This is a genomic window from Halomonas korlensis (assembly GCF_900116705.1).
GTDB classification, from domain to species: Bacteria; Pseudomonadota; Gammaproteobacteria; order Pseudomonadales; family Halomonadaceae; genus Halomonas; species Halomonas korlensis.
Window position 1 is genome coordinate 208,301 of record NZ_FPBP01000001.1, and the last position, 19,417, is coordinate 227,717.

Consider the following 19,417-nt stretch of genomic DNA (forward strand, 5'->3'; position numbering starts at 1 on the left):
TATGATGAGAATCTTGGGGATCGCCTGCCTGCTGGCATGGCTCGCCGGCTGTGCCAGCAACGGCCCGGCCCCCAATCGCTATACCCTGCCGGAGGGCACGCCTGCCACCAACCCGGATACATCGATCGCCGGTGTCGAGGCGCAATACCAGCTCCGCATCGCCGCCCCGCGCCTGGCCCGTTTTCTGGACAGCGAGGGCATTGTGCTGCAACTCGACGACATTACCCTTAACGAGGCCAACCATCACCTTTGGGCCGAACCGCTAGGCTCACAGTTGGCGCGCGGCTTGCAAGCTCGACTGGCGGCACGGCTACCCGAGACCCGGGTCGTTGACGAACGCACCCCGACTGATAGTCAGTCCATGACCCTGCAAGTGGATATCGACCGTTTCAACGGCCGTTACGATGGACGAGCCATCGCTAGCGGCCAGTGGCAGCTACGCGACGCCCAGGGAGACTTGCTTGCCATGTCGCCTTTTGTCGTCGAACAACCGCTTGAAAGTGATGGTTATGCGCCGCTGGTGCGTGCGCTGGGGCAAAGCCTCGACGTGGTCGCCGACCGGATCGCCGCTGCCGTTCAACAGCGACAATAAGACCAGCGGCAAGCATCGACTACGCAAGGATCGACTAAGCTTGCTGGCATCCGCCGGTATTTCTTCAGCCGTCTCGCACAGGGGCCTGCCATCATGCATGAAAACGAATCGACTACTTCCCGGGAACACGCCATCGCCCTGGAGCTACAGGCCCTGGCCCAACAGGCCAGAGAAGCGCTTCTCACCGCACTCGAGAGCGACGACGAGGTGGCAATCACTGCATTGGAGAGCGCCAGCGATCTACTGACAAGCATCGGCGAGCTTACCCGCCAGCATGACTTCATCGACCTGCCGGTACTCGATGACGTCCAGCGAGACGTTGATCGCCTGGCCTGCTCGCTCTACCGTCAGGGCGCCTGCGACAGCCTGGACAATGTTGCGCGTACAGCCTTCGTGGACCGTCATGCCAAAGCGCTCACCGCCTTGAACGGCATTGGCCCCGTCAGCGCCCGCAAGCTGTTTGTCCACGGCATCGGCGATCTCGAGCAGCTGCGCGCCCTCAGCCCCGACGGGCTTGGCTCGGTAGAGGGCCTGAGCGCCGCCACCCTGGCACGTATCAAGGCCAATCTCTGATCCACTGGACGTCCAGCCACGTAGACGAAAGCTGCATTCCGCCACCGGCTCTGGCATAATATTGTCACGCGGCAATCGCTCGTCCCTCCTGCCGCGCCAGATTCCTTTATTACGCCCCGGCCCGGGACTGGCCATACCGATACATCAGTATGGCGCGACCGGGGCGTCTCTGCGGAGACTGCATGACCTTTTCCGACCTCGGCCTGCGTGCCGAACTCCTGCGTGCCGTCGAGGCCCAGGGCTATACCACTCCTACACCGATCCAGCTCAAGGCGATTCCCGCCGTGCTCAAGGGTGGTGATCTGCTAGCCAGTGCCCAGACCGGTACCGGCAAGACGGCCGGCTTCACCCTGCCGATGCTGCAGCGCCTGGCCGAGGGCCCCCGCCCCGCCAAGCGCCAGATTCGTGCCTTGGTGCTGACCCCGACCCGCGAGTTGGCGGCCCAGGTCGGCGAGAGCGTGGCCGACTACGGTCGTCACTTGACCCTGCGCTCCCACGTCATCTTCGGGGGCGTCGGCCAGCAACCCCAGGTGGACGCTATCCGTGGCGGCCTGGACGTGCTGATCGCCACCCCGGGACGACTGCTCGACCTGCAGCAGCAAAAGCACGTCGACCTGTCGAAGGTCGAGATATTGGTCCTCGATGAAGCCGATCGGATGCTCGATATGGGCTTCATCCATGACATCAAGAAGATCCTGCGCGTGCTGCCCGCCAAGCGCCAGAACCTGTTGTTCTCAGCGACCTTCTCCAATGAGATCCAGGCGCTGGCCGGCAAGCTGCTCGACAACCCGGAGATGATTGAGGTGGCGCGGCGCAACACCACCGCCGAGCTCGTCGATCAAGCGATTTACCGTGTTGATCGCGAGAAGAAGCGCGAGCTGCTGGCCCACCTGATCACCGCGCACGACTGGCAGCAGGTACTGGTCTTCACCCGCACCAAGCATGGCGCCAACCGCCTGGCCGAGCAGCTGTCCAAGCAAGACATTCCGGCCATGGCGATCCACGGCAACAAGAGTCAGTCGGCCCGTACCAAGGCGCTGGGCGCCTTCAAGACCGGCGATCTTCAAGTGCTGGTGGCGACCGACATCGCCGCCCGCGGTCTGGATATCAACGAATTGCCCCACGTGGTCAATTTCGAGCTGCCCAATGTTGCCGAGGACTATGTCCACCGTATCGGCCGCACCGGTCGCGCCGGAAGCGAAGGCAAGGCAGTCTCTCTGGTCTGTGTCGACGAGCATGGCCTGCTCAAGGGGATCGAAAGGTTGATCAAACGCGACCTTGAGAAACGCATCGAACCCGGGTTCGAACCCGACCCTAACGCCAAGCCCGAACCTATCGAGAACGGTCGAGGCAACCGCAGTGGACGCAACGGGGGAAATCGCGGCAATTCGAATCGCGGTAACACCCAGAACAGCAAGCCTGCCAACCGCAGCGCAGAGGACTCGCGGGCGCCACGTCGCCGGCGTAGCGGCGGCCAGGGCTCTCGCCAGGCGTGAACCGGCCTGTCGAAGCCGATTACATCATGCGAATATTAGCGATTAAACGAAAACAAGGGCGGCCTTGAATCGCCGAGCGAGTCATTAGCATGCTGAAGCGATTAATGGGTAGGGGCACCGTCGCGGTCTGGGTGATCAAACAGGTCGATGATGACCTGTTGCATCTCTGTGGCCAAGGCATTGTGAAACCACGCCACAGACGCAGCAAGGCGCTCAGGGCGTTGCGGGAAGGCCGTTTCGAAGGCGCTGTCCATATGACTGGTGGCGGCATGGTGCTCAACAGTGGGCTCTTTGCTGCCCTGATACCGATTGATTCCCTTCAACTACTCGCCAAAGGCCAGGCCCACTGGAAGGGACGCGACTGGCTGGTGGCCCAGGTACCCCAGCGCTGCTGGGCGTTCCGCGGGCCGCTGGTTGCCCAGGCCAACCCCCTCGGTGGTGGCCTGGTCAGTAGTGAGGATATTGCCGATATCCGACAGCGGGTCGACCAGGCCACACCACGCCCACCAGGCGAGGTCGTCTTTCGTCCTCTCAATGCTAATGAAGAAAGTGGAAGCCTGTTGATACCCAAGGACGAGCCAAACGCTTCTCCGCGTCCAGGCAATGGTCGGGAATGGTGGGGTCGGGGTCTCGATGACTGACGCCGAGAAGCTTAGAATCCAAGCGCTACGGGTAGATCAAGGGCGCAAGGAGAATCGAGGCAGGTGGGTTTTCATTGGTTTGATGGTCCTGGTGGGGCTAAACCTGCGGCCCGCCCTCTCGTCCTTGGCTCCGCTGCTGACACGAATCCAGCAGGATACCGGCCTGTCGGCACTCGCCATTGGGGCCCTGACCACCTTGCCCGTCCTATGCCTGGGTCTGTTTGCCCCGATAGCGCCCTGGCTTGCCAAACATCTAGGCGCCGAACGCACCCTGTCTTTTGCCCTGCTGCTGCTGGCCGTTGGCTTACTGCTGCGCGGGGTGCCGCTGTCACCGCTGCTCTTTGCCGGCACGCTGCTGGTGGGTGCGGCCATCGGTATAGCCGGCGCCTTGCTGCCCGCGCTGGTGAAGCGCGAGATGGCGGTTGGCGCCGACCTCATGACTGGCGTGTATACCATGGCACTCTGCCTGGGCGGCGCACTGGGGGCCGGTCTGAGCATCCCGCTTACCGATGCGCTCGGCGGTTGGCAGCTCGGGCTCGCCAGCTGGTCGCTGCTGGCCATGCTGGCATTGGTGGGGTGGCAGACCTTGATGCCCCGTCGCACCGTTGGAGTAACGGTAGCCGACACCGCGGGCTCGATGCGCGCACTGCTGAGCCAGCCGCTGGCGTGGCAGGTCATGTTGATGATGGGGTCCCAGTCGTCGCTGGCCTATATCGTCTTCGGTTGGCTGCCCACTTTGCTCGTCGCTCGTGGATACAGTGAAGCCGACGCAGGTTGGATGATGGGCGCCTCGGTCATGTGTCAGCTACTTTCGGCGCTGCTTGCGCCCTGGCTCGCTCGCCTGGGGCGTGATCAACGGCCCGCGCTGCTGGTAGTACTCGGCTGTATCGCCGCCGGCATCTGGTTGTTGCTGCTGGGGCCGATGGAATGGCGCTGGGCAGGAGTAGTGCTGCTCGGCCTGGGACAGGGCGGCAGTTTCAGTCTGGCGTTGACATTGATCGTCCTGCGGTCCGGCACCTCGCGGTTGGCCGGCAAGCTCTCGGGTTTGTCCCAAGGCGGCGGTTATACCCTGGCGGCACTCGGGCCACTGGGCGTTGGTGTCATGCTGCATTTCGAGGCTGGCCTGGGCCGTATCACCTTTGTCCTGCTACTGATCACTGCCGTTGCCGCCGGTTTCGCCTGCCTGGCTGGCCGCAATCATCGACTCGAGATAGATGACACAGGGCACTTGGTGACCCGCTGACAGCCGCTTCACTCCTGCGCGCTTTGCGGCTGTAGGTTGGCGGACTAACATAAACACTGTTCACGGCTTGCGAGACCTGTCATGCCCGACTCCCTTCCCCTGCTGATTCTCTACGCTGGCGGCACGGTAGGAATGGTGAACACATCCGATGGCCTCGCGCCGGGTAAAGACTTTTCAGCGCGTCTGCACGCGGCCCTGGACAGGCTGGCACCCGCTCGTCGATCGACACTGCCCGACATCAGGATATTCGAACTCCCCGACCCCATCGATTCCAGCGCCGCCACGCCACGTGACTGGCAACGCCTGGCACGCGAGATCGCCAAGCGCTTTCGCGAGCATGCCGGGGTCGTGGTGCTACATGGCACGGACACACTGGCCTGGAGTGCTTCGAGCCTTGCCTACCAGTTACAGGGCATCGACCGACCCGTCGTGGTCACCGGTGCCATGCTGCCATTGGAAGCAACAGGCAGCGATGCCTTGGACAATATCGAGATGGCACTTCGTTTCGCCGCCATGCCGGCGCTTCAGGAAGTCTCCATCGCCTTCGCCGGCAAGCTGATGCGTGGCGTGCGATCCCGCAAGCAACACACCAGTTCGCCGGATGCCTTCTCAAGCCCTAATTATCCCCTGCTCGGCGAGTGGGCCGATCGCGACCCCGTGCTCTATAACGATCGGCGCTTGGCAAACCACCTACGCGGTGCCCCGCGTTTCGAGCTTCCCGACTACGGTGTGCTGGCCGAGGGCGGAGTCGCCCGTCTTGTTCTATGGCCAGGCATTGCCGCCCGACAGGTAGCAGCCTGGGTGGAAGATGACCATCTCCGCGGTGCTTTGCTGGAAATCTGGGGAAGCGGCAACCTGCCGGCCGATCCCGCATTGCTCGGCGTACTGGCACGGGCCAGCGGTGAAGGCAAGCTACTGGCCGCGATCAGCCAATGCCCACAGGGCGGCATTACCACCGGCCATTACGCCGCCGGCCGTGCGCTTGCAGAAACCGGTGTATTATCCGGCGATGACATGACGCCTGAGGCAGCACTGACCAAGATCATCCATCTACTCGCCCAACCGTTGAGTGAGGCACAACGCCAAGAACGCTTTCTCACCTCCCTGGTCGGTGAACGCTAGCGTCTCGGGCACCAGGTTTTCCGTGGCGGTTCGATTAAAGAAGCGTTGATTTCCCTTATGCAGCGCCACAGCGAAAGGGCTATGGTGGGAGAGAATTATCCCGACGTGACGTAAGGAAAGATTAATGGAACATCCTGACCACCCGTTTACTGAACTCTTCGAACAACTCGGTCTCGCCTCCGATCCCGCGTCAATCAAGCGATTCATCGATCGTCATGCGCCCATACCGGATGAGGTCGCCTTGCCCGATGCGCCCTGCTGGAACGAGGGACAGGCAGAATTTTTGCGCGAAGCCATCGAGGAGGATGCCGACTGGGCGGAAGTGGTCGACCATCTGAATGCCTCCTTACGCAAGAACTAGGCCCCCCAAGAATTGGACCAAAATCGGCGATGTCGTGAGCGGCGTCATGTGCTGGCGAGCCAAGCCCTAACGACGGGGCCAAAGCCATTTACCTCAGTTCATATGACCTTGGCCCGGCTCGATGGCGGGTGACAATCTTCAGCAATCGTCAGCAGTGAATCATCGGGCTGGCTCGCGTCATCAGACAGTCGCGGCATGGCGGCGATACGTTTATCGAGATAATGTAGAAAACCGAGTTGTGCGAACAGAACAACCAGACACAGCAAGAGACCTGTGATCACCGCCGTTTCCTCATGAAGTGCCGAAGCAGTCGGCATTCACAGCGTATTCCCGTCAGACCTCAAGGCACAGTTAGGCCGCTGATAATATTTTCCAATCAGCGACCTGAAGCTCATAGCTTGGCTTCGACGCGCGACAATATTTGCCGACTGACCTTCCCGACGAGCGGCGTCGCCGCCTTGTTGACCGCCTTTTCGATCAGGCGGTTGCGCAGCGAATAGGTCAGGGTCAGCGCCACTTCGGTGCCCTCCACGACCGGCGTCAGTCGATACCGCCCCTGGTTTTCCACACCGCTCAACGATTCCCAGGCCAGCACTTCCGGCGCTCGGCACTCGGTGATGACCACATCGAATGTCCAGTCACGCCCGACGGCATGGACATGCCAGCGGTAGCGGTCGTCGCCCAGTGGCTCGATCCGCTCGATCAAGTCCGAATAGTCGGCGAAGTCCTCGACCCTTTCGAGCAAGGCAAAGACTCGCTCGGGGGAGGCCTTGACGATCTCGCTGTGTTCAATGGTGGCCATGCAGTTCCCTATTCGTCTGTCGGACGTCCCCACAATGTCGCTGAGTCAAGCAGATGTCCAGTTGCTGGCGTCTTAGAGATCGCGCATCAGTAACGCGAACTCGATACGCTCGGGAGCGATTTTTTCACCGGGCACGAGAATGCGCACCACATGACCTGAGCCCGGTGCGGCCGCAACGGATTCACCACGCCGATTCTCGATATGCTCGAGGGTAAAGCGACGGTTGCCGCCGGGGAGCATCAACTCCATCGAGTCACTCACCTCGAAGCGGTTCTTGACTTCGACTTCCAGTACGTTGCGGTCGGGGTCGTAGCCAATGACCTCACCGACGAACTGCTGGTGGACACCCACCGAGTTACCCTGTTCGTAATTCTGGTACTGATCATGGACATGACGACGATAGAAGCCTTCCGTGTAGCCACGGTTGGCCAGGTTATCGAGCTCGTCCATCAGGCGCATGTCGAAGGGCCGGCCGGCCACGGCATCGTCGATGGCTCGCCGGTAGACCTGGGCGGTGCGGGCCACGTAGTAATGCGACTTGGTACGCCCCTCGATCTTAAGTGAGGTAACGCCCATTTCGGCCAGTTGTGGCACGTGCTGGACGGCGCGAAGGTCCTTGGAATTCATGATGTAGGTGCCGTGTTCATCCTCGTGCACCGGCATCAGCTCGCCCGGACGAGTCCGGTCCTCGATCAGCGCCGAGAGCTCATCCTGCCCTTCGACGCCCCCGGCCGTCGCGGTGCTTGCCTCGGCGGCACTACCGCCGCCGGAGGCGATCAAGCCGCCCTGCTGCCCACCGTCCTGGGGCGTCCAGATGCCGCTGGCGGCATGGGCGCGGGCCGAGTTGGCCGGCACCAGATCGCCGGTTTCGTCCTCCGCGGCCGCCACGGTGTTGTACTTCCAGCGACAGGCATTGGTGCAGGTGCCCTGGTTGGGGTCGCGATGATTGAAGTAGCCGGACAACAGGCAACGCCCCGAGTAGGCGATGCACAGCGCGCCATGCACGAAGGTTTCGATTTCCAGGTCAGGGCATTCGGCACGGATCTCGCCGATCTCGGCAAGCGACAACTCACGCGACAGGATGATACGACTGATGCCCTGCTGCTGCCAGAACCGCGCCGCTGCCCAGTTGACCACGTTGGACTGGACCGAGAGATGGATCACCTGCTCGGGCCAGCGCTCACGGACCATCATGATCAGCCCCGGATCGGACATGATCAGCGCGTCGGGTCCGGCCTCGATTACCGGCTTCATATCCTTCAAATACGTCTTGAGCTTGCTGTTGTGCGGCGCGATGTTAGAGGCCACATAGAACTGCTTGCCCCGCTCATGGGCGTAGGCGATCCCCTTGTGCAGGTTGTCGATCTTGAAGTCATTGTTGCGCACGCGCAGCGAATAGCGCGGCTGACCGGCATAGACCGCATCGGCGCCATAGGCGAACGCATAGCGCATGTTCTTGAAGGTGCCGGCGGGCGACAGCAGTTCGGGGGCTTTCATGGAGGATCACCGTTGTCAGGACGATGGCGCGGGAAGAAGGATGATCCCGCATTCCATACGGAACATTCCTTACAGGACCTTTCTTACAGAAGTCGTGCAAGGCGCGAAAGTCTAGCAACTGGCACCCACTCTGGCCAGATCATAAGGGGTTGCGTAAACTGCGACACGCCGGACCGGACCCCGGACAGCGCCCAGGTAGACGACACCTGGCCGCCCGACAAATTCTCCGACAAGAGTTTCCAAGATGACCATTCCCGCTTTCCCGCCAGGCAAGGCTACCGATACCACCGTCGTGATCTACTCCGGCGGCATGGATTCCTACACGGTATTGCATCGCGCCCTACGCGAGGGCCTAACGGTACATGCCCTCTCCTTCGATTACGGCCAGCGCCACCGCCGCGAACTGACGGTGGCGACCCGCGTATGTCGCGCGCTTGGGGTGCCACACCAAGTGGTCGATATCCGCGCCATTCATGGCCTGATCGACAACTCGGCGCTCACCGATGCCGATCGCGAGATGCCCGAGGGCGACTATAGCGAAGCCAACCTTACTGCCACCGTGGTGCCCAACCGCAACATGATCCTGCTCTCGCTGGCCATCGCCAAGGCGGCCAATATCGGCGCCGGGCGGGTCGATTATGGCGCCCATGGTGGCGATCATGTGCTTTACCCGGACTGCCGGCCCGAGTTCGTCGAGGCGATGAACGCTGCCGCCGGCATCGCCAACTTCGACCCCGTTCAGTTACATGCACCCTATCTTCGGTCGACCAAGGCGGAAATACTCGCCGACGGCCTTGCCATGGGACTGGACTACGCCGACACCTGGACCTGTTATCAAGGCGGTGAATTGGCCTGTGGCCGTTGCGGCAGCTGCCGTGAGCGGCTCGCAGCGTTTGCCGCCAATGGCGTCGAAGACCCATTAAGCTATCTACAGCAGCCCTGTTTACAGCGGCCCTGTTTACAGCGGCCCAGTGACGCCGCCAGGTCACAGCGGCCCGATCCCGACGCGGGAGTCGCGTGATGTACCAGGTCAAGGAGGCGTTCTATACCTTGCAGGGCGAAGGAGGCCAGACTGGTCGCCCAAGCGTGTTCTGCCGTTTCTCGGGCTGCAATCTCTGGTCGGGACGCGAACGTGACCGCGCCACGGCGGCCTGTCGTTTCTGCGATACCGATTTCGTCGGCACCGATGGCCAGAACGGCGGACGCTTCACAGACGCCGAGGCGCTGGCCGGGCACCTCGCCGCGCTCTGGCCCGATGTGGGTGGGCGCTCCAGGCCCTACGTGGTGTTTACCGGTGGCGAGCCACTCCTGCAACTCGACGCGCCATTGATCGATGCCCTGCACGCAAGGCACTTCGAGGTCGCCGTGGAGACTAATGGCACCTTGCCGGCACCGGCGGGGGTCGACTGGCTGTGCGTCAGTCCCAAGGGGGAAAACTCGTTGATAGTCACCGAGGGTGACGAGCTCAAGCTGGTCTATCCTCAACCCGACGCGCCGCCCGAGCGCTTTGCCGACTTGGGCTTTCGTCTGTTTTTCCTGCAACCCATGGACCGCACGCCCCTGGGCCAGGCCACCACCACCGTGGACGACACCCTGGCCTACTGTCTGGACAATCCGCAGTGGCGCCTCTCGTTGCAGACTCACAAGATCATGGGGATCGACTGATGACGCTCTTCGTCAACCGCCTGACGCAGCTCGACGTATCACTATGGTGCCCGCGTCGTGGCCTGGTCGGCGCCAGCTGGCATGTGGATGTGGAACTCGACGGCGAGCTCGGTGAGGACGGCATGCTCTTCGACTTCGGCGAGGTCAAGCCGTGGATCAAGATGCGGCTGGATGCCGGCGCGGACCACACCCTGCTGGTGCCCACGCGCGCGGCCGGAGTGGAAGTGCATGACTGTCGCGAAGGCCTCTGCGTGCGCGCCTCCCTGCCCTACGCATTCGAGGTTCGCGCGCCTCGTCAGGCGCTGACGCTGCTGCCCTGGCAGGAAATCACCACCGAGCGCCTGGCTGATCATATGGCGGCAGAATTGGTGCGACGCCCTCCGCCGAGGGTCAGCGACATCCGCCTTCACTTGCGTGAGGAAGCCATCGAGGGGCCGGCCTACACCTACAGCCACGGCCTGAAACGCCACGCCGGCAACTGCCAGCGCATCGCCCACGGCCATCGCTCGCGATTGCATATCTGGCAGCAAGGCCAACGCGCCCCGGCTCTCGAGCAACAGTGGAGTGACTGGCTGACCGACCGCTACCTGGTTGACCGGCAGGATATCGTCGATTGCGGAGAATCAGGGCATCGGGGCCAGGTCGCAAGCCGCTACCTGTCACCGCAGGGCAGCTTTTTCCTGAGCCTGCCTCGTGAGCGCTGCGCGGTGCTGCCGACACCGACGACCGTTGAGCAGATCGCCGCCTGGCTGGCCGAAACGATCACTCTGGAAACAGGCACTGCCACCCGTGTCCAGGCCTTCGAGGGTATCGACAAGGGGGCCATCGCGGCGGCAAGACCATGAGACAAGAAACCGACACCGACGACGGTTGCCGTCCCGGCTGCGGCGCCTGCTGCATCGCGCCTTCGATCAGCTCAGCGATTCCCGGCATGCCCTACGGCAAACCGGCCGGGGAGCGCTGCGTGCAATTGGACGACGCCAATCTTTGCCGGCTCTTCGATGATCTACGCCGGCCAGCGGTATGCGCAGCGTTTCGCTTCGATCGCAACCTCTGCGGTGACCACCGACATCAGGCCCTGGAAAGAATCGCCGCCATGGAACTGGCCACCTGATCGCCACTGCCCGCCCTTGCGTCACTGACGAAGAATCATGACGAGACGCTCGCCGCCTGAGGAAGTCGCTTGTCCAGCAGCGTCCGCCAGCGCACCAGTACCGGTGCATCGCTATGACTCACCTCGCCAAGCAAACGCCGGAATCGCTCGCGCGCAGCGTGGTCTTCTGGGTCGATATGGGTCAACCATAGCTCAAGGGCACTCAGCTGCTGGTGCAGGTTACCGTCCTCATGGGCCTGGGTCAGCGCCTGTTCGACCAGCGCCTTGACCTCTTTCCTGTCGTGACCAAGGCTCAGGCGGACGCGGGCCAGGTGCACGGCCAGTTCCGGCACAAACAGGGTGGTACGCTCCCGGGCAATCAGCAGCGTCTGATCGAGATAATCCTCTGCCTTGGCCATTTCACCGAGTGCCATACAGGCATCCACATACCAGAGCGCGGGGCGCTGGTAACGATCGCGCCCAGTGACCTCGGCAAATTCTTCCAGAGAGCTATCGATCTGAACCAGGCCGTCTCGGTCACCGGCCAGCGCCCGCTTCCATCCGAGCACACCGCGAGCGGCATTCTGCCACAGGTGCAGATCCGGGGTTCCGGTCAATTCGAAGGCGCGCTCCGCCCGCGCGGTCGCTAGATGGACGTGTCCCAGCTGTCGATAGAGCGCTGCCGCATACATCAGGGCCATGGCCAGGCTGCCCGGATGCTTGATCTGCTCGGCGAGACGAATCGCCGACTCCACCTGAAGTTCGGCCCGGTGATAGTCGCCCCGCAGGCACAGCGCCCAGCCCTGGAAACAGGCCGCGGCGATCTGCGGATGATCCGAGAACGGCAGCCACTCGATCATCATCGGCGAATTGAGAGGATCGATCTCTTCCAGATGATCGTAGGCCTGGCCGATACGTCCCGCCCAGTACTCACAGCTGGCCCGGGCATAATCCGCCAGGCGCCGGTAGCGAGGATCCTCGAGACGGCCTGCCTGGTCGGCGAGTCGTGAGGCCAGCGAAAAGGCGTCGGCATGGGCATGACGCTGGCTACAACCGACCCACAGCCCCCAGTTGACGAGAAAGGCCTGTTCCAGATCGGCGGCTTCGTCACCGCTATCGGCCAGCAGCTCCCGGGCACGCGCAAAGCTTTCGTGGGCCGTAGGCGAGCCATGCCCCTCCAGGGTAAAGGCAGCCTGTCCGCGTACGGTGAGCAGGCTGATCTCGCGTTCCGGCTGATGCGCCACGTGGCGAAGGCTGGCCAGGCCAAAGTCGGCCATTCTCAACGCGGTACGATTAGCGCTCACCTTCAAGGCCTCTCGAGCGGCCAGCTCGAAATAGCGGGCACCACGAGCATAGTGGCCACTGCGCCTGAGATGGGTCGCGAACTCGCCGGGATGGCGGCTGATCCACACCGGGAAGCGCTCCTCGATCAGCGTCACGACCTGGCGATGAATCCGCACCCGAACATCACGCGGACACGACAGATAAGCGGCCTCCTGCAACAGCTGATGGGTAAACTGATACTCGCGCCGACCTTCTTCGCTGTCGGCGTTCTCGATGATCTCCAGACGCAGCATCTGCTCAAGCGCCTGCGTCAGTCGGGACATCTCCCAGCCACTGCATTCCGTTAGGAAATCAAGGCGAAAGCGACGGCCCAGCACCGCTGCGACATGGGCCACTTCGCGATCGCCATCGAGTTGATCGATACGACTGGCAAGCAACCCCAGCAGTCCGCGTGGCAGCTCGTCGAGCTGGACCGTGCGACCCTCGCGTCGATCCATGTCGACCCGGCGGCAAAGCTCCTGCAGGTACAGCGGGACGCCATCACAGCGCTCGATGATCTGCCCCCGCAACCGTGGACTGAGGTGAAGCCGATAACGGCGCGCCAGCTGGGAAAGCAATCGTGACGACTGCATCGCGTCCAGCCGGCCGAGGGTGATCTGCTGGTCCCAGTGGAGTCGAGTCGGTAATGTCTCGCGACCATGATGGCTGGCCACCAGCAGGAAAGGGCAGTTGATCGGCAAGCGTGCCTGAAGGCCCGCCAGCACCTTGAAGGACGGCTCGTCGAGCCACTGCAGGTCATCGATCATCACCACCAGCGGCCGCTCCTGGGTCAGCAGGATAATGAGGCGATGCAGCACGCCTACCACCAGCTCGACGGCCTCTCCACTTTGCGTGAGCACGGCGACTTCTCGCGGTTCGCGTGCTCCTAACGCCTCCTCGATCAGTTCGCGGCGAGAAGCGTCGAGCTCCAGGAATCCGACCGAGGAGAGCAGGACATCCAACGCATCGACGTCAATCTCGCTCCCAACGTGCCATCTGAGTAATTGGCGCGCCATGCCATAGGGTTCCTGTACCGAAAGGCGTGTCGTTGGCTGCCAGCAGACAGCGGCCTCATGGCACTGTTCGAGCTGGCGAAACCCGACCATCAGCGCCGACTTGCCCATACCGGAAGGCCCGCGCACCAGTACACTCTGTCTCAGGCCGATACCGGCCCGAGCCAGGGCATCCCGCAAGGTACGCAGTGCTGCCTCGCGGCCGATCAGGCTTGGCGGCACCGCTTCGCGCCCGCCTTCATTGGCGCCCAGCACCAAGGCACGCAGGCGAACCCGGCCATCGCTTGCGACCAGGCGCGACGACAGGCGGGGCTGTAGGTCCAGGGCCGGCGGCATGTGCTGGCTGGCTTCCTGGGAAATCACCAGCTCACTGCCTTCGGCGGCTACCATCAACTCGAGCGATCCCTGGGTGACCTGTCCCAGCGGGTCGACCATCTGGCGCTCGGGAAGATATACCACCCTGCCGCTGTTGAGCCCCGCTGCCAGTTCAATACGCGGCGGCTCACCCTCGCCGCTCCAGTGGCGAGCGGTTTCTTCGGGAAGCATACGCCGGCAGTGCTCGTAGAGGGCAACGAGCTCGGCCAGCTGGTGAGCAGGGCCGTGGGTACCGAAGCATGCAAGCCCCAGACCACCGGTAGCACCGGGCAGCCAGAACCCGCCCAGATGATGGCACTGCTGCTCGAGCCATCGCAGCAGTTCGAACTCCAGCATCAGGCAGGCACGAGTTCCGGCGCGTGACGATAGATCGCCGGTCAAGCGCAGACGAATCGCCATCACCGAGAGCTGGCGCTGCTCGATCTCTTCCTCGCGCAGGGGCGAGCTATCCGGTGCCAGCGTTCGGGAAAAATGACTCTGATGGCTTAACACCGCACTCTCTGCCTGGCTATCGGACCAGTAGCGAGCAAGATGCATGAACGCCGGCTCGGGCTGCTGGCCGGAGAGCGCCAGTAGCTGCAGGTAAGCATTGTACTGTTCGTGCGCGGCAGCGAGTTGGCCTTGTTCGGCGAGCTGGCGCACCAGACGCTCGTGAAAGGGGCCGTACCCGGGGAAACGACTCACCAACGAATGCAGTAAATGGTCGGGGACCGACTCGTGTTGCTCGATCACCGATTCGGCGAAGCGGATCACCCGCTGCCGCCATTCGTTACGCATCTGGACGAGCCAGCGCTGGAACTCTGCACAGGCCGGCAGCTGCAATTCCTCGACCAGGTCTCCCCGATATGAGCTCAGCAAGGCTTGCAGAGTGGTGACGTCGGGCGATGCCTCGAGCAGCGTCTTAACCTCATGAAGATCGAAACACCAGCTCTCCGGGCGGCGGAAGGCAATGGTCTGGCGAGACACGACCAGCACCCGCTCGGCTTCTTCTCCGAGCGACTGGCGCAGGCAGTGAAGCGCATGCCGCAAGTTGGTGCGACCTGATGACAGCCCCTGGTCCGGCCACAGCAGTTCTGCCAGTGTTGCCCGATTGACCGGTTGGCTATGCAGTAACAGGTAGACCAGCAGGGCCTTGACCTTGTCATAGCTGAACTGCGTCAGCGCATCTTCACCCAAGGTGAGCGAGAAGTGGCCGAACAGGGCCAACTGGTCTTGTTGCGAATTGTCGGTGACGTCGGAGGAGTCCCGCATCATGATCGGTCCTGCATGGCGAAAGCGGCGGCCTTAGTAAGGCACGCCGCTATGAAATCGAAACGCCGTGTCCGGCGAGGTGATCAACGAGGCCTCGCGTTCGGCAAAGAAGGCGATGCGCGGCGCGATGGGCTCTGACCCTAGGTGCCGAGCCAGCATCAGGTAATCCTCGTAGTGGCGACCTTCGGACTTAACCAGAGTTCGATAGAACTTGGCAAGCTCGTCATCCAGGTGCGGAATGAGGCAGGCGAAGCGCTCACAGCTGCGTGCCTCGATGAAGGCTCCGATAATCAGGATATCAACCAGCCGCTCGGGATCTTGAGGGCGTACCGCCTGGCGAAGGCCCTCGGCGTAGCGAGACGCCTTGATATGCCGATAGACGATACCACGAGACTCCATCAACTTGACCACCTGCTCAAAGTGCAGCAGTTCTTCGCGTGCCAGTTGAGACATCTTGCTGAGCAGCAGCGGTTTATCCACGTAACGGTACAGCAGGCTCATGGCGGTCGAGGCCGCCTTTTTTTCGCACTGGGCGTGGTCGATCAACAACAGTTCGGGATTGGCCAAAGCCCACTCCACCCAGGCACCGGGTGTGCGACAGGCAAGAAAGCCAAGAAGCTCAGCAGAGAGCAGATTCTCAACCCTGGCATCGTCATGAGTGGCATGCATGATTGTCGACTCGTCAACTGTCAGAAAAGCGGTTGGCAACACCAAGGCAACAGCCAAGAAGAACGCGGTTACGGAGATTTCGCTTGTCTGCCGCATCGTCGTTGATTAGATGACAATGGTAACGCGACTGGTCTCGAGTAACACCCCGGCAGGTCGCAGACCAAAGTTCAAGCCGGCAACCATGGGGCTCGCTTAACATTGTCGACAGTTTGCCGTAGAATCTCGTCCACTCGAAGACGCAACGTCGAACACGTCTGCTTCTCCCGCCAACGCCCCGTTTCGATGCCGAATGTCGTTGATGCGATGTGCCTTGGCCGTCTCCACTGATGAGGGCCCCCCGTGATTGAAGCCTATCGCCACCATGTCGAGGAACGCGCCACCGTGGGCGTGCCGCCCAAGCCGCTGAACGCCGAGCAGGCCGCCGCGCTGATCGAACTGCTCAAGCGGCCGCCCGCCGGCGAGGAAGAGTTCGTCCTTGATCTGCTCACCAACCGCGTGCCCCCGGGGGTCGACGAGGCCGCCTACGTCAAGGCCGGCTTTCTTACCGCCATCGCCAAGGGCGAGGCCGAGTCTCCGCTGATCGACAAGGTGCATGCGGTGAAGCTGCTGGGCACCATGCAGGGTGGCTATAACATCGGCACCCTGGTCGAACTGCTCGACGATAGCGAACTGGCCAAGGAGGCCGGCGAGCAGCTCAAGCATACCCTGCTGATGTTCGATGCCTTTCATGACGTGGAAGAGCGCGCCCGCAACGGCAATGCCGTGGCCAAGGACGTCCTGCAGTCCTGGGCCGACGCCGAGTGGTTCCTCTCCAAGCCGGCACTGGCCGATAAGATCACGCTGTCTATCTTCAAGGTACCCGGCGAGACCAATACCGATGACCTTTCCCCGGCGCCGGACGCCTGGTCACGTCCGGACATCCCGCTGCATGCCAACGCCATGCTCAAGAACGAGCGTGACGGTATCGAACCGGTCGAGCCCGGCACTACCGGTCCGCTCAAGCAGATCGAAGACGTCAAGGCCAAGGGCTTTCCGATTGCCTATGTGGGCGATGTGGTCGGCACCGGTTCCTCGCGCAAGTCCGCGACCAACTCCGTGCTGTGGTTCTTTGGTGACGACATCCCCCATGTTCCCAACAAGCGGGCGGGCGGCTTCTGCTTCGGCAGCAAGATCGCGCCGATTTTCTTCAACACCATGGAAGATTCCGGCGCCCTGCCCGTGGAAATGGACGTCACCAAGCTCGAGATGGGCGATGTCATCGACGTCTACCCCTACGCGGGCAAGGTCTGCAAACACGGCAGCGACGAGGTGCTCAGCACCTTCGAACTCAAGACGCAGCTGATCCTCGATGAGGTGCGCGCCGGTGGTCGTATCCCGCTGATCATCGGCCGCGGCCTGACCACCAAGGCGCGCGAATCGCTGGGGCTGCCCCAGTCCGACGTCTTCCGACTGCCCGAGCAGCCCGGCGACACCGGCAAGGGCTTCACCCTGGCACAGAAGATGGTCGGCAAGGCGTGTGGCCTGACCGGCGTTCGCCCCGGCATGTACTGCGAGCCGAAAATGGCCACCGTGGGCTCCCAGGATACCACTGGCCCGATGACCCGCGACGAGCTCAAGGACCTGGCGTGTCTCGGCTTCCAGGCCGACCTGGTCATGCAGTCCTTCTGCCACACCGCCGCCTACCCAAAGCCCGTGGACGTCGACACCCACCACACCCTGCCCGACTTCATCATGAACCGTGGTGGCGTCTCGCTGCGTCCGGGTGACGGTATCATCCACAGCTGGTTGAACCGCATGCTGCTGCCCGACACCGTGGGCACCGGCGGCGACTCTCACACCCGCTTCCCGCTGGGCATCTCTTTCCCCGCAGGCTCCGGGCTGGTGGCCTTCGCCGCCGCCACCGGCGTGATGCCGCTGGACATGCCGGAATCGGTGCTGGTGCGCTTCAAGGGCCAGCGTCAGCCGGGCGTCACCTTGCGTGACCTGGTGCATGCCATTCCCTACTACGCCATCCAGCAGGGCCTGCTGACCGTCGAGAAATCGGGCAAGAAGAATGCTTTCTCCGGGCGCGTGCTGGAAATCGAAGGCCTCGAGGATCTCACCGTCGAGCAGGCCTTCGAGCTCTCCGACGCTTCCGCCGAGCGCTCCGCGGCGGGCTGTACCATCACCCTGGGTGAGGACTCGGTCACCGAATACCTCAAATCCAATATCACCTTGCTCAAGTGGATGATTGCCAATGGCTACGGCGAACGTCGCACCATCGAGCGCCGCATTCAGGGCATGGAAGAGTGGCTGGCCAACCCGAGCCTGATGCGCGCCGACCAGGACGCGGACTACGCCGAGGTCATCGAGATCGATCTCGAGCAATTGAAGGAACCGGTGCTCTGCGCCCCGAACGACCCGGACGACGCTCGCCTGCTCTCCGAAGTCGCGGGCGAGAAGATCGATGAGGTCTTCATCGGCTCGTGCATGACCAACATCGGCCACTTCCGGGCCGCGGGCAAGCTGCTCGAGAAGCAGCCAGCCGGCAGCTTGAAAACTCGCCTGTGGCTAGCCCCACCGACCAAGATGGATCAGCACCAACTGACCGAGGAAGGCTACTACGGGATCTATGGTCGTGCCGGCGCACGCATGGAAATGCCGGGCTGCTCACTGTGCATGGGCAACCAGGCCCGCGTGGCGGCGAAGAGCACGGTGGTGTCCACCTCGACCCGTAACTTCCCGAACCGCCTCGGTGATGGTGCCAACGTCTACCTGGCCTCGGCGGAACTCGCTGCCGTGGCCGCGGTGGAGGGTCGCCTGCCGAGTGTCGAGGAATACCGCCGCTACATGGGCGAGTTCGATGCCATGGCCGGAGAAATCTACCGCTACATGAATTTCCACGAGATCGAGGAGTATCAGAACGCAGCATCCAACGTGATTCCGATTGCCCAGGAAGCCTGATACCCTGTCCTACGACTCCGATGCTCGCAACATCAATGGCCGCCATGGCGGCAGCCAGAGTCGATGACCGAAGCGCCCCGCCCTGCGGGGCGCTTTTTTATTAGGAAAGCGCCAACTCTGTTGCCTACCGACCACAAACGTATGTCGCGGCCGTGGGATATGGCATGATGCCCGAGACGTCTTTACGGCAGGCAAGGAACGGAATCATGAGCCATATCATCACCCCTGATCTATGCGACGAGTTCCCTGAGGTACGGGTACTCGACCCGATATTTACCAATTTCGGCGGGCGTGAAGCCTTCTTCGGGCCGGTCCGCACCCTCAAGTGCTTCGAAGACAACTCGTTGGTCAAGCAGGCAGTCGCCGAACCCGGCGATGGCGCCGTCCTGGTGGTCGATGGAGGCGGTTCGCTGCGGTGTGCATTACTGGGAGACATGCTGGCGGAGCAGGCCGCAGGCAATGGCTGGGCCGGTGTGGTGTTGTATGGCTGTGTGCGCGACATTGATGTGCTGTTCGAAACCGAGCTCGGCATCCAGGCGCTTGCCGCTCATCCTCGCAGGAGCGAGAAGCGCGGTGAGGGGCAGCGAGATATCGCCGTGACCTTCGCCGGCGTAACGATAACTCCCGGACAATGGCTCTATGCCGACAACAACGGCATCCTGATCGCCGAGGCGCCCCTGACATCGGTGCAGTGAAGTGTCCATTGGCCTCGATCACGCCCGGCCAAGCGCAATCTTGTGCCAAACCACCGGCGTTGC

18 protein-coding genes are annotated in these 19,417 nt (G+C 62.5%); 13 read left to right on the top strand and 5 right to left on the bottom strand.

The genetic code is table 11. The annotated features are described in order from the left end of the window. Nucleotide 1 precedes the first annotated feature (1 nt). From BM341_RS00995 to BM341_RS01025, 7 genes are all read left to right on the top strand, one after another. Complete coding sequence (locus BM341_RS00995) at nucleotides 2-592, top strand: PqiC family protein (protein WP_089792017.1); 591 nt, start codon at nucleotides 2-4, stop codon at nucleotides 590-592. Between the two features lie 93 nt (nucleotides 593-685). Further along, nucleotides 686-1,165 (top strand): helix-hairpin-helix domain-containing protein, encoded by a 480-nt coding sequence (locus BM341_RS01000; protein ID WP_089792019.1) that lies wholly within the window; start codon nucleotides 686-688, stop codon nucleotides 1,163-1,165. 182 nt (nucleotides 1,166-1,347) lie between these two features. Beyond that, nucleotides 1,348-2,661: a DEAD/DEAH box helicase gene (locus BM341_RS01005; RefSeq protein WP_089792021.1), complete on the top strand. Its 1,314-nt coding sequence runs from the start codon at nucleotides 1,348-1,350 to the stop codon at nucleotides 2,659-2,661. Nucleotides 2,662-2,750: 89 nt separating this feature from the next. Continuing rightward, nucleotides 2,751-3,302, top strand: coding sequence for a hypothetical protein (locus BM341_RS01010; RefSeq protein WP_139232948.1), 552 nt, complete (start codon nucleotides 2,751-2,753; stop codon nucleotides 3,300-3,302). A gap of 82 nt (nucleotides 3,303-3,384) precedes the next feature. Continuing rightward, nucleotides 3,385-4,545, top strand: a complete 1,161-nt coding sequence (locus BM341_RS01015; protein WP_089792025.1) for an MFS transporter — start codon at nucleotides 3,385-3,387, stop codon at nucleotides 4,543-4,545. A gap of 81 nt (nucleotides 4,546-4,626) precedes the next feature. Further along, nucleotides 4,627-5,667, top strand: coding sequence for an asparaginase (locus BM341_RS01020; RefSeq protein ID WP_089792027.1), 1,041 nt, complete (start codon nucleotides 4,627-4,629; stop codon nucleotides 5,665-5,667). A gap of 124 nt (nucleotides 5,668-5,791) precedes the next feature. Then, entirely contained in the window at nucleotides 5,792-6,028 is a 237-nt protein-coding gene (locus BM341_RS01025) for a DUF2789 domain-containing protein (RefSeq protein WP_089792029.1), read from the top strand. 98 nt (nucleotides 6,029-6,126) lie between these two features. On the opposite strand, the gene BM341_RS18875 is transcribed toward BM341_RS01025, so the two are convergent. From BM341_RS18875 to trhP, 3 genes are all read right to left on the bottom strand, one after another. Continuing rightward, the gene (locus BM341_RS18875) at nucleotides 6,127-6,345 is read right to left on the bottom strand and encodes a hypothetical protein (RefSeq protein WP_139232949.1); all 219 of its coding nucleotides are present in this window, start codon (nucleotides 6,343-6,345) and stop codon (nucleotides 6,127-6,129) included. A 74-nt stretch (nucleotides 6,346-6,419) separates the two neighbouring features. Further along, the gene (locus BM341_RS01030) at nucleotides 6,420-6,830 is read right to left on the bottom strand and encodes an SRPBCC family protein (protein WP_089792031.1); all 411 of its coding nucleotides are present in this window, start codon (nucleotides 6,828-6,830) and stop codon (nucleotides 6,420-6,422) included. A gap of 72 nt (nucleotides 6,831-6,902) precedes the next feature. Further along, nucleotides 6,903-8,327, bottom strand: coding sequence for a prephenate-dependent tRNA uridine(34) hydroxylase TrhP (gene trhP / locus BM341_RS01035; protein ID WP_089792033.1), 1,425 nt, complete (start codon nucleotides 8,325-8,327; stop codon nucleotides 6,903-6,905). Nucleotides 8,328-8,571: 244 nt separating this feature from the next. Here trhP and queC point away from each other — a divergent pair, with 244 nt between their 5' ends. From queC to BM341_RS01055, 4 genes are read left to right on the top strand one after another with little or no spacing between them, the layout of a single operon-like run. Beyond that, nucleotides 8,572-9,348 (top strand): 7-cyano-7-deazaguanine synthase QueC, encoded by a 777-nt coding sequence (gene queC / locus BM341_RS01040; RefSeq protein WP_089792036.1) that lies wholly within the window; start codon nucleotides 8,572-8,574, stop codon nucleotides 9,346-9,348. Then, nucleotides 9,348-9,992, top strand: a complete 645-nt coding sequence (gene queE, locus BM341_RS01045; RefSeq protein WP_089792038.1) for a 7-carboxy-7-deazaguanine synthase — start codon at nucleotides 9,348-9,350, stop codon at nucleotides 9,990-9,992. The genes queC and queE overlap by 1 nt, the downstream gene beginning before the upstream one ends. Then, nucleotides 9,992-10,837 (top strand): 6-pyruvoyl trahydropterin synthase family protein, encoded by an 846-nt coding sequence (locus BM341_RS01050; protein WP_089792041.1) that lies wholly within the window; start codon nucleotides 9,992-9,994, stop codon nucleotides 10,835-10,837. The genes queE and BM341_RS01050 overlap by 1 nt, the downstream gene beginning before the upstream one ends. Further along, complete coding sequence (locus BM341_RS01055) at nucleotides 10,834-11,106, top strand: YkgJ family cysteine cluster protein (RefSeq protein ID WP_089792043.1); 273 nt, start codon at nucleotides 10,834-10,836, stop codon at nucleotides 11,104-11,106. Before BM341_RS01050 ends, BM341_RS01055 begins: the two co-directional genes overlap by 4 nt. A gap of 35 nt (nucleotides 11,107-11,141) precedes the next feature. Here the strand turns inward: BM341_RS01055 and BM341_RS01060 are convergent, their stop codons facing one another. Continuing rightward, complete coding sequence (locus BM341_RS01060) at nucleotides 11,142-15,047, bottom strand: ATP-binding protein (RefSeq protein WP_089792668.1); 3,906 nt, start codon at nucleotides 15,045-15,047, stop codon at nucleotides 11,142-11,144. Between the two features lie 33 nt (nucleotides 15,048-15,080). Next, the gene (locus tag BM341_RS01065; protein ID WP_089792046.1) at nucleotides 15,081-15,716 is read right to left on the bottom strand and encodes a MiaE family protein; all 636 of its coding nucleotides are present in this window, start codon (nucleotides 15,714-15,716) and stop codon (nucleotides 15,081-15,083) included. A 339-nt stretch (nucleotides 15,717-16,055) separates the two neighbouring features. Between BM341_RS01065 and acnB the strand changes: the two genes are divergently transcribed. Continuing rightward, nucleotides 16,056-18,659 (top strand): bifunctional aconitate hydratase 2/2-methylisocitrate dehydratase, encoded by a 2,604-nt coding sequence (acnB, locus tag BM341_RS01070; RefSeq protein WP_089792048.1) that lies wholly within the window; start codon nucleotides 16,056-16,058, stop codon nucleotides 18,657-18,659. Between the two features lie 206 nt (nucleotides 18,660-18,865). Further along, nucleotides 18,866-19,354 (top strand): ribonuclease E activity regulator RraA, encoded by a 489-nt coding sequence (gene rraA, locus BM341_RS01075; RefSeq protein ID WP_089792050.1) that lies wholly within the window; start codon nucleotides 18,866-18,868, stop codon nucleotides 19,352-19,354. The last annotated feature ends 63 nt before the right edge of the window (nucleotides 19,355-19,417 follow it).